The sequence below is a fragment of the Streptomyces sp. NPDC006450 genome, assembly GCF_040612195.1.
Classification (GTDB): Bacteria; Actinomycetota; Actinomycetes; order Streptomycetales; family Streptomycetaceae; genus Streptomyces.
This window is the reverse complement of record NZ_JBEXPT010000170.1, coordinates 1-10,255: the sequence shown is the minus strand read 5'-3', so window position 1 is coordinate 10,255 and position 10,255 is coordinate 1. Positions and strand designations below refer to the sequence as shown.

Annotated in this window: 6 protein-coding genes; 4 read left to right on the top strand and 2 right to left on the bottom strand. The window is 73.9% G+C overall.

The window, feature by feature from the left end:
• Nucleotides 1-232: 232 nt before the first annotated feature.
• Entirely contained in the window at nucleotides 233-2,410 is a 2,178-nt protein-coding gene (locus ABZY57_RS30260; protein ID WP_356517342.1) for a bifunctional polysaccharide deacetylase/glycosyltransferase family 2 protein, read from the top strand.
• Between the two features lie 23 nt (nucleotides 2,411-2,433).
• Nucleotides 2,434-3,549 carry a TDT family transporter gene (locus tag ABZY57_RS30255; RefSeq protein ID WP_356517340.1) on the top strand — a complete coding sequence of 372 codons (1,116 nt, stop codon included), beginning with the start codon at nucleotides 2,434-2,436 and terminating at the stop codon, nucleotides 3,547-3,549.
• A gap of 65 nt (nucleotides 3,550-3,614) precedes the next feature.
• Here the strand turns inward: ABZY57_RS30255 and ABZY57_RS30250 are convergent, their stop codons facing one another.
• Nucleotides 3,615-4,532 carry a LysR family transcriptional regulator gene (locus ABZY57_RS30250; RefSeq protein WP_356517338.1) on the bottom strand — a complete coding sequence of 306 codons (918 nt, stop codon included), beginning with the start codon at nucleotides 4,530-4,532 and terminating at the stop codon, nucleotides 3,615-3,617.
• Nucleotides 4,533-4,653: 121 nt separating this feature from the next.
• On the opposite strand from ABZY57_RS30250, the gene ABZY57_RS30245 reads away from it, so the two are divergent.
• Together ABZY57_RS30245 and ABZY57_RS30240 are read left to right on the top strand one after the other, a co-directional pair.
• A complete protein-coding gene (locus ABZY57_RS30245; RefSeq protein ID WP_356517336.1) occupies nucleotides 4,654-5,916 on the top strand; it encodes a VWA domain-containing protein in 1,263 nt (420 codons plus the stop codon).
• Nucleotides 5,917-5,993: 77 nt separating this feature from the next.
• Entirely contained in the window at nucleotides 5,994-6,749 is a 756-nt protein-coding gene (locus tag ABZY57_RS30240; RefSeq protein WP_356517334.1) for a hypothetical protein, read from the top strand.
• 208 nt (nucleotides 6,750-6,957) lie between these two features.
• Here ABZY57_RS30240 and ABZY57_RS30235 read toward each other — a convergent pair.
• The coding region (locus tag ABZY57_RS30235; RefSeq protein ID WP_356517332.1) for a pentapeptide repeat-containing protein at nucleotides 6,958-10,255 on the bottom strand (3,298 nt) is incomplete at its 5' end.

The following is a 10,255-nucleotide window of genomic DNA, read 5'->3' as shown; positions in this document are numbered from 1 at the left end:
GGCGGCGGTGCCACTCCGAGGAACACGGCCGGCGCCGGCGCCACCGTCGCGCCCCCCGCGACCCCGGCCCCCTCCGTCTCGACCGGGGCCACCCCGTCCCCCGGCCAGACCCATCGCGGCCGGTCCACGTCCGCGCCCGGTCAGGGCGGCAAGCCGACCGCTCACCCGTGACCCGCCCCCACCCCGCTCAGGCACCAGCACCAGCACCAGCACAGGCAGGAAGCACCTCCCCTTGTCGAAGAACCGACGCCTCCCGCGCGGCCGGCACAGCACGGTACGCAACGTCCCCCTGCGCACCCACTGGCTGCTGCTGACCACACTGGTCCTGACCCTCTCGGCGGCCCTGCTGCTCCAGGGCTACACCACACACATGTTCGACTCCACGGCCGACGGGGCCCACCGCGATCCGGGTCCGGCGGGCACCGTCCCGGAGCAGATCCGCACGGGCGGCCCGGTGATCGAGGGCTCCGCGGGACGGACCGCGGCGGTCAAGCCCCGCACCATCGCCCTGACCTTCGACGACGGTCCCGACCCCCGCTGGACCCCGCAGATCCTGGACGTCCTGCGGCGCAACGACGTCCGCGCCACGTTCTTCACCGTGGGCGCGCAGGTCGCCGCCCACCCCGACCTGGCGCGCCGGATCGTCGAGGACGGGCACCAGATCGGCGTCCACACCTTCACCCACACCGATCTCGGCGCGGCCTCCCCCTGGCGCCGCTCCCTGGAGCTGCGCGAAAGCCAGCTGGTCATCGCCGGCGCCACCGGGGTCACCACCCCCCTGCTGCGCCCGCCCTACTCCTCGACCAGCGAAGCGCTGACCGACAGCGCCTGGGACTCCGTCGTCCAGGCCGGCACCGAGGAGTACCTCACCGTCCTCAGCACCCAGGACAGTCAGGACTGGCGCCGTCCCGGGGTCGACCAGATCGTGGCCAATTCGCTGCCCGAGGGCACCGAGGGCCAGATCCTGCTCCTGCACGACGCGGGCGGCGACCGCTCCCAGACCGTCGCGGCCCTCGAACGCCTCGTCCCCCGGCTGAAGGCCGCGGGCTTCGAACTCACCACGGTCACCGAGGCGACCGGGCTGCCCGCGGCCACGCACGAGGCGGCGACCGTGGACGCGTGGCAGGGCATCTCCCTCATCTACGCCCTGCGTGCCAGCGACTGGGTCCTGAGCGCGCTGTCCTGGCTGCTGTGGGCGGCGGGCGCCATCAGCGTGCTGCGCGCCGTCGCCGTCTTCACCGCGGCCCGCCGCCACGTGCGCAAGCGCCGGGTGCCGTGGGGAGCCCCCGTCACCGAACCGGTCAGCATCATCGTCCCCGCCTACAACGAGAGCGCGGGCATCGAAGCAGCCGTCCGGTCCCTGCTGGCCTCGGACCATCCGGTGGAGATCATCGTGGTCGACGACGGTTCCACCGACGGCACCGCCGACATCGTCGAGTCCCTCCGGCTGCCGGGCGTACGCGTCATCCGCCAGCGCAACGCGGGGAAGCCCGCCGCCCTCAACACCGGTATCGCCGCGGCCTCCTGCAACCTGCTCGTTATGGTCGACGGCGACACCGTCTTCGAGCGGGACGCCGTCCGCATGATCGTCCAGCCGTTCGCCCACCGCCGCGTCGGCGCCGTGTCGGGCAACGCCAAGGTCGTCAACCGCGGCGGACTGCTCGGTCGCTGGCAGCACATCGAGTACGTGGTCGGCTTCAACCTCGACCGCCGCCTCTTCGACCTCGCCGAATGCATGCCCACCGTGCCGGGCGCGGTAGGAGCCTTCCGTCGCGAGGCCCTCCTGCGCGTCGGCGGGGTCAGCGACACCACCCTCGCCGAGGACACCGACCTCACCATGGCCCTGTGCCGGGACGGCTGGCGCGTGGTCTACGAGGAACGGGCCAAGGCCTGGACCGAGGCTCCCGCCACCCTCGGCGCCCTCTGGAAGCAGCGCTACCGCTGGTGTTACGGGACCCTCCAGGCCATGTGGAAGCACCGCGGCGCCCTCACCCAGCGGGGCCAGGCCGGAAAGCTCGGCCGCCGGGGCCTGCTGTACCTCCTGATGTTCCAGGTGCTGCTGCCGCTGCTCGCCCCCGTGGTCGACGTCACCGCCGTCTTCGGCCTGATCTTCCTCGACCCGCTCCGGATCCTGGGCCTGTGGAGCGCCTTCCTGCTGCTCCAGCTCCTGATGGGCCTCTACGCCTTCCGCCTCGACAAGGAACACCCCGGCCCGCTGTGGAGCCTGCCGCTCCAGCAGTTCGTGTACCGCCAGTTGATGTACCTGGTCGTCATCCAGTCCGTGTTCACCGCCGTCGCGGGATCGCGCCTGCGCTGGCAGCGCATGGAACGCTACGGAAGCCTCCAGGTCCCCGTCGCCGCGCCGGCGCCCGGCGGCCCCGGCCGACAGGACGCCGACTGGTCGGGGTGAGCGCGGGCGGTCACCGTTGACGTATGACCGCACCCTCCCGGACCAGCTCCGCGCTCCCCGCCGTGACCGGCTACCAGGGCTCGCGCGTGCGGCAGCTCGGCCCGAACTGGTACGCGAGCGTGATGGGCACGGCCATCGTGGCCAACGCCGGGGTGGCCCTCCCCTGGCACATCCCCGGCCTGCGTACGGCCTGCACGGTGGTCTGGGCCCTGTCCGCGGTGATGCTGGCGGTGCTGCTCGTCACCCGGACGGTCCATTGGGCCCGCCACGGCGACCAGGCGCGGACCCATCTGCTGGATCCGACGGTGGCACCGTTCTACGGCTGCCTCTCCATGGCCCTGCTGGCGGTCGGAGCGGGCACGCTGCTGGTCGGCAGGGACTGGATCGGCCTGGGCGCGGCCGTCGCCGTGGACGCGGTGCTGTACACGGCCGGCACGGCGGTCGGGCTGCTGGTGGCCGCGGCCATCCCCTACCTGATGGCGCTGCGGCACGAGCTGAAACCGGGCAGCGCCTCACCGGTGTGGATCCTGCCCGTGGTCGCGCCCATGGTCGCCGCCGCGCTCGGACCGCTGCTGCTCCCGCACCTGCCCGCCGGCCAGTGGCAGCAGGCCCTCCTGCTCGGCTGCTACGCGATGTTCGGCATGAGCCTGCTGGCGACGCTGTGCCTGCTGCCCATCATCTTCGCCCGGCTGCTGGCGGGCCCTCGGCTGCCGCTCGCCCTGACCCCCACGCTCTTCCTGGTGCTCGGCCCGCTGGGACAGTCCACGACGGCGGCGAACAACTTCGCCGATGCCGCGCCGCGGGTGCTCCCGGCCCCCTACGCCGAGGGCTTCAGGATGCTCGCGGTGCTCTACGGGGTTCCGACGATGGGGTTCGCCCTGCTGTGGTTCGCGCTGGCGGCCGCGGTGGTCCTGCGGGCCCGGCGGCACGGCATGGGGTTCTCGATGACCTGGTGGGCCCTCACCTTCCCCGTCGGCACCTGCGTCACCGGCGCGGAGGGCCTGGCACGCCACACCGGACTGACCGCCTGCGCGTGGCTCGCCGGCGGACTGTACGTGTTCCTCGTGCTGGCCTGGCTCACGGCCGGTCTCCAGACGCTGCGCGGACTGTTCGCCGGGACCCTCGCCCCGGCCTCGTAGCAGATCCGGGCCTTGCCGACTCCCCGTGCCGGCCTGTAGAGCCGGTCCATGGCCGGTGCCAGGAGCTACGCCCCCGCGAGCTGCCTGCGGGCGAGGGCGTACAGGTCCTGGGCCGGGCCGGTCGGACGCCGGCCGGCGGGCCAGACGGCGCGCAGCGAGCGGCCGAGTTCGAGGCCGGTGACCGTCGGGGACCGCAGGGTGCCGGCGGCCAGTTCGTCGGCGACGGCGAGCGAGCTGAGGACGGCGGGGCCGCCGCCGCCGACCACGGCGGTCTTGATGGCGGTGGTGGAGGCCAGTTCCAGCAGGGCGGAGGGCTTCCAGCCGGGCAGGTGGGCCGTGATCGCGCGCTCGAAGGAGGTGCGCGTACCCGATCCGGTTTCCCGCTGGATCAGCGGGGCGGCGGCGAGTTCGTCGACGGTGATGGCGGTGCGCCGCGCCCAGGGGTGCGCCGGCGCCACCACGACGAGGAGCCGGTCCCTGGCCACGGCACGGCTCTCCAGCCCCTTGGGGGCGCGGGGGCTCTCGATGAAACCCAGTTCGGCGCGGCCGTCCAGGACCGCGCGGGCCACGTCGGCGGAGTGGCCCGGTTCGAGGGCGACGGCGGTGGCGGGATGCTGCGCCCGCAGCCCGATGAGCCACTTGGGGACCAGGTACTCGGCGACCGTCTGGCTGGCCGCGACCGTCAGGTGGGCGCTGCGCCGTTCGCGCAGGGCGCCGATGCCGGCGTCCAGCTCCTGCGCCGCGTCGATCACGGTCCGGGCCCACTCCGCGATCAGCGCCCCGGCCGGGGTGGGCTTCGAGCCGAGCGAGGAGCGTTCCAGTACGGGCAGGCCGACGAGCTTCTCCAGGTAGCGGATGCGGGAGCTGGCCGAGGGCTGGCTGATGCCGTGCGCCTCGGCGGCCCGCCCCAGACTGCCGAGCTCGATGACGCTGAGCAGCAGGTCGAGGGCCGTCAGGTCGGGGACGCGCGGCGAGACGGGCATAGGGCCATTCTATGGACACCGCGATCCGGCGCCGCTGCCGCGCCACGTGGGAGCGGCCGATGGCGGTCCGGGAACAGGTGCTCGGTTTGGTGGGTGGGTGGAATCTCAATACGATCCGGCGATGATCACTAGAAGATGGGTGAGGGCCAGTGCGTGCGGCCTGTTCGTCACCCTCGCTGTCGGGTTGTTCCCGTCAGGTGCCGCCGCCGGTGAGCCGGTGGCGAAGGAAGCGCCCAAGGTCGAGTTGGTGCTGGACGTCAGCGGCTCGATGCGCGCACGGGACATCGACGGGCAGACCCGGATGTCCGCCGCGAAACAGGCGTTCAACGAGGTACTGGACGCCGTGCCCGACGAGGTGCAGCTCGGCATACGGACCCTGGGCGCCAACTACCCTGGCCCCGACAAGAATCTCGGCTGCAAGGACACCAAGCAGCTCTATCCGGTGGGCCCCTTGAACCGGACCGAGGCCAAGACGGCGGTGGCCACACTGGCCCCCACCGGATGGACTCCCATCGGACCGGCCCTGCTCGGAGCCGCCGACGACCTGAAGGGCGGCGACGCCACCCGTCGGATCGTGCTCATCACCGACGGCGAGGACACCTGCGCCCCGCTCGACCCCTGCGAAGTGGCGCGGGACATCGCGGCCAAGGGGATCCACCTGGTCATCGACACGCTCGGGCTCGTTCCCGACGCCAAGACCCGCGACCAGCTGATCTGCATCGCCGAGGCCACCGGCGGCACGTACACCTCCGTACAGCACACGGCCGAACTGTCGGGCAGGGTCCGGCAGCTGGTGGGCCGGGCGGCCACGCCCGTGGTCAATCCGGTGGCCACGGAGGGCGCCAAGCAGTGCACGGGCGCACCGGAGTTGAAGCCCGGCCTCTACAGCGACCGCGAGAGCTTCGGGGAGCACCGCTGGTACCGGGTCTCCGTGGCACCGGGCCAGGAACTGCGGGCCTCGGTCAGCATCGGGGCCGACCGCGCCGTGAACAACGACTACGGCGTGCTGCTGCGCGCCACGACGCTGAGCGGCCGGGAGATCGTACGCGGCCAGGAGGCCGGTGACGGACGGACCGACCTGATCTCGTCCGGGCTGCGCTATCCGAAGGCCGGGAGCGCGGACGACGAGGAGCCTGCCGAGACCGTGTGTCTCCAGGTCAGCAACTCCTTCTCGGCGCCCGCCTCGGTCAAGACGACCCCGGGCATGCCGGTCGAGCTGACCATCGACGTGGTGGACGGCCCGGACGGGGCCTCCGACGTGGCCTCCTTCGGCCTCGGGCGCGGCTGGTGGCTGCTCGGCGCACTGGCGCTCACCGGCCTCCTCGCCGGACTGGTGTGGGGCTGGGTCTCCCGCTGGCGTATCGCGGTCTGGAGGACCAACTGATGAGTGCCCTGAGACGTGAACGAAGCGAGCGCCCCACGACCGGCCGGTCCGGCCGGTCCGGCCGGCCCGGACGGCGCGTGCGACGCACGCTGACCGCCGCCCTGCTCGTGGGTGGCGGCCTGCTCGGGGTGGCGGCCTCGCCGTCGCCGAGCCCGAGCGGCACCGGGGAGGGTCCGACCGAGGCCGGCACGGCCTTCCGTACCGCCACCCCGCTCCGGCTGGGCCAGGAGGCGACGGCCGACGCCTCCACCGGCGACTACCTCTACTGGGTGCTCCCCCTGGACTCGGGCCAGCGCGCCACGGTGCGTGCCTCGGTCACCCTGCCCGCCGCGACCGGCCGGCACTCCGCCTCCACGTGGCAGCTCGACGTGTACGACGGTCTGCGCCGCCGCCAGCCCTGCATGTACGGCAGGCAGACCGGTACGGCCGCCAAGGACGCCGCGACCGTCGACCTGTCCTGCACCCTGCGCCCGGTCCGCTCGGGCGCCGACCAGTGGGCCAACGACCCGCTGCCCGGGGCCTACTACGTCCGCCTCACGGTCACCGACCTCGCTCAGGAGGACCTGGGCCAGCCGGTACGGGCACGCCTGCAGGCCGATGCCAGGGACGTCGGCGGCGCCTACGCGGCGGACAACGCCCTGGCCGCACCGCTCGTTCCCGGCGCCGGCACGGCGTCCGGCGTCGCTCCGGCCGACGGCTGGTCGGGCACCTGGTGGTCGGACCGCTGGCTCTGGACGGCGGCCGGAGGCCTGCTCGCCGCCCTCGCGGGCATCGGCGGCTACCGCCTGACCCGCGGCGCGGGCCGCCCGGGACGGGTACCGCCCACCGCCTGATCCCGGCCCGGGTGCGGGACCGCGAGGCCCCGTACCCGGGAATCCGGGCAGCATCCGCACACCGCAGCCGTCGCCTCCCCGCGATCCGTCGAGACGATGCACCACACGTGCACATCGGGGGGGCGCGGCCGCCGCCACGGACTCGTCCGTGAAGCGGGCGACGGGTCGGGGCGGTTGAGCCCGGTCCTCACGGAGCACGCGGACCGGTTCATGATGTCCGACCGGCGCCGCCCGGGGTGAACGTCGCGGCGCCCGACGGCGGCAGGAGCGACCGCCACGCGTCGGGCAGCTCCGAGGGATCGGTGAAGGTCGTGTTCATGAACTCCCCGCGGTCCGCGAAGTCGGTCTCGGCGAAGGTCACCCGGTCCGCGAAGAACGTGCCCTTGAAGAACGCGGGTCCGGAGAAGGTGGCGCGGTCGAAGGAGGCCCGGCCCTCGAAACGGACCTGGTCGAACACCGCATCGGAGCCCCACACGGTGGACCCGAAGGAGGCGGGCCCCAGGAAGGTGGAGCTCTTCCAGTCGCTGTGGCCGTGGAAGACCGTGCGCCCGAGGTCGGCTGCTCCCCGCACCCGCATCCGGCCCATCCGAGCCCTGCCCCACACCTCGGCCCGGGTCATGTCGAGACCCTGGGCGAACACGGCTTCCGCGAATCCGGCGTTGATGTCGAAGTCCGTTCTGACGAAACGCGCCTCGCGCTCGAACACCGCGGCGTCGAAGGTCGCGCCACGCCGGAAGTCGGTCCGCCCGAAGGAGGCGCTCCCCTTGAAGTGGACCGCGTCGAACCCTGCCCGGCCTTCGAAGACGGCCCGGTCGAAGGAGGCGCGGCCCTCGAACTCGGCCCCCGGCACGGCCCAGTCGTCGACGAAGCGCGCGCGGTCGAACAGCGCGCTCCCCATCCGCACGTGTCCCGTCTGCGCGTCGCGCAACGCCGACATCAGACGATCGAGGAGACCGTCGGAGAAGGTGGTGCCCCGCAGGTCCACCTGCGCACCCGGCTGCAGCCTCCCGAGGTACGCGTCCCGGGCCTCCGGCGTCACGTGTGCCAGGCAGCGCCCGCGGTCCGGCAGTCGTACGCCGACGCATCCGGCCGGACCCGCCGCCGTGCTCGGGTACCCGCAAGGCACCCAGTCGACGCCCGGGTCGTCCATGCTCAGCTCGGCATCGATCAGCGCCCGCCCCACCTCCACGGCGCCGTCGGGAAGGATCCACCCCCGCGGTTCCCGCTCCGTCCCCGGCCCCGCGCTCAGCCGCTCGACGGCGAGGGCTTCCAGCCCGCCGACATCGAGCATCGATGCACCCTTCACGGGGATGACCTGTCCCACCGCGTCGGCCCGGTCCAGCCGCTCCATGAACTCCTCGCGGTAGAGCAACGCCAAGGCCTCGTCCACCGCCGGGCCGTGCACGCCGTCCCCGTCGACCGTGAGCCCGCCCCGTGCCAGGGCCACCCCCAGCGAGATCGCCCAGTCGCCCTCGTCCGCGCGCAGCCGCGAGAAGGCTGCCGGCAGCGCGGACAGCAGCAGCCCCGCCTTGCGCAGAGCGCCCGGATTCAGCGCCGTGAGCAGCAGGGCCCCCTGCTCCATGGCCGGCATCCCGGTCAACCCGGTGTCCGCCTTCAGCTGCGTGAAGAGATCGACGCGCACCGACGCCCCCGCGTGGTCGACCTGCCCCCCGGGCCGCACCGCCAGGCAGATGGCGGAGCCCGCGGCCGCAGCGCGCGCCCGCGCCGCCACGACCTCGCGGAATCCGGGCTGTTCCAGCAGCGCCTGCCCCGTGAGGAACACCATCCGGCCCGGCAGCACGGAGTGCACGATGCCGGCCAGCATCCCGTCGCGGGAGACCGGGGATCCCACGTAGTGCGTCCAGGCCTCCGGTTCGGCGGAGAGTCGGACGAGCTCTCCGTTGCGCTCCCCCTCGTACGGGAGGACCTCGCCGGTCAGCGCCACCGCCTCGCCCTGGTCGGTCGAGCCGTCCACGACGAGGTGCTCCCCCGGGGGCGCGAACCCCTGCGCCCAGGCCGGCTCCGTCCAAGCCGCCGGGTCCACGAGGTCCACGTCGGATCCGAGCAGGAGGACCTGGGGCGACGCCCCGTCTCCCCAGGCCCGCCGGCAGAGGTGCTCCTGCCCGTCGACCCGGACCCAGGCCGAGGTGTGCGGCCCCCCGGTCTGCGCCTCGACGACCGTCATGACCAGCCGGGGCGACAGCAGCACGCCCACCGCCTGCGGCTCGCGCTGCGCGTCGAAGCGGACCCGCACCACCCGGTCGGCCAGTCCCGACACCGGTCCGGCGGCGAGGGCGAACGGCATCGCTTCCGGGGCCAGCTCGCGGCGCCCCCCGCCCCGGGGGCCGCGGCGGATCGCCGTGAAGTCCCGGCCGGTGCCGCGCTTCTGGGCCATGTACTCCCACACGCGCCGCCGCACCAACTCCCGTACGGCGGCCACGTCACCGCGCAGCTGCGACCCGAGCAGCGCCTCCCGTACGCCCGGCAGGAACTCGAACTGGGCGGTGTCGGCGTCCTGTTCCCCGTCCCAGGGGGCGAGCAGACCGCCCAGGGCCACTTCCGCGAGGTGGCCGTGCTCGGACTCCCGCAGCAGGGAGCGGCGTACGAGCGTCATCACGGGCAGGGTGAGCGGTACGGCGGCCAGGTGGTCGGCGAGGCGCTGGGCGGTCGGCGAGGCGTTCGCGCGGAAGCGCTCCACCACCTCCAGGGGGTTCGGCAAGGGTGTGAAGGCCTCGGGCGTGCCGTACGAGGCCTCCCGCGTCGGCTCCGCGTCGAGGCGCAGGCACGCGAGCCGCCGCCAGCGGCCGTCGCCGGACACCACCCGCACCAGCCGGGCCAGGCTCCCTGAGGCGATGCCCACGACCGGGATCACCGCCCCGGCGCCGCGGGCCCGCCGGGCGATCGGGACCCGCTGCCAGGAGCGGGTGGCCGCGGCGGGCCGGTCCGCGCGCACGGCGAAGGGGACCGGCCGGACCGCCCCGCGCGTCCAGAGCCGCTCGGGCAGGACGTTCAGTACGGCCACGGCGTTGTGCGCCGACCACTGCCGGAGCACACCGCGCAAGGGCGCTTCGCGCCAGCCGCCTGCGACCGTGTCGGAGAGCACCAGGATCAGCCGCCGGCCCGCCGGGTCGACCAGCTCCAGGGGGTTGCGGGGCGGACTGTCGCGATGGTGCGCGACCATGGGAGCCCCGCCGGGGCCGGTACCCGTGAGCCGCCAGGTCCGTACGTCACGGAACACTCCGCTGCGGGTGAGGACCCCGCGCACCTCCTCCACCAGGTCGGACCAGAGCAGCATCGAGCGGTGGGAGTCGACGACCAGGGCCACGTCCAGCCAGCGGCTCTCGGCGGGGCGCAGGACCGGGGTGAGCACCATCCGCTCGATGCTGCGCTCGACGGTGAGCTGTTCGTCCAGCTCCTCCCCCGGGCCGCCGATGCCGCGGCGGCCGATCGGGCGCAGGGCGCGCATCAGGGCGAGCGGGTCGTCGAGGGTGGCCGCGCGCGGCAGC